This window comes from Pseudoalteromonas sp. S3178, from assembly GCF_005886985.1.
Lineage (GTDB): Bacteria > Pseudomonadota > Gammaproteobacteria > Enterobacterales > Alteromonadaceae > Pseudoalteromonas > Pseudoalteromonas carrageenovora.
Genome location: NZ_PNCW01000338.1, coordinates 1 through 323, shown reverse-complemented (window position 1 = coordinate 323; position 323 = coordinate 1). Strand labels below are relative to the sequence as shown.

1 protein-coding gene and 1 pseudogene are annotated in these 323 nt (G+C 41.2%); both read right to left on the bottom strand.

Translation table 11 applies throughout. From position 1 onward, the window contains the following. Window positions 1-247: sulfite exporter TauE/SafE family protein (locus CWC11_RS21215; RefSeq protein WP_138684199.1), on the bottom strand; the 247-nt coding region annotated here is incomplete at its 3' end. Then, a pseudogene (locus tag CWC11_RS23445) lies at window positions 234-323 on the bottom strand (cbb3-type cytochrome oxidase assembly protein); the annotation flags it as partial. The gene CWC11_RS21215 and the pseudogene CWC11_RS23445, both read right to left, overlap by 14 nt.

Genomic DNA, 323 nt, shown 5'->3' with positions numbered 1-323 from the left:
ATATTTTTAAACTCAGTGCAAATCCCGTATTTTGTTTAGCAAACGCATTGCCTAATGACGCCACTAATGCACCAGCAATCATATAACTTGATGCACGCCCTAAATTGTAAAGTAATCCGACAGTGATGGGTTTGAGAGTTGTATTGGCCATTTGCAAGCTAGAGGCAATCCCCCCGCACATAACAATGCAGTGGCCACTGCCTACTAAGCCCATAATAAATGCCCCGAATAAACTAATCTCGGTCATTGGCGTTTTTGTGTTGTTCTTTGTCGTCTTCAAACAAAATACTATGGCCTTGTTTGTTCAGATCTGAAAATTGCTC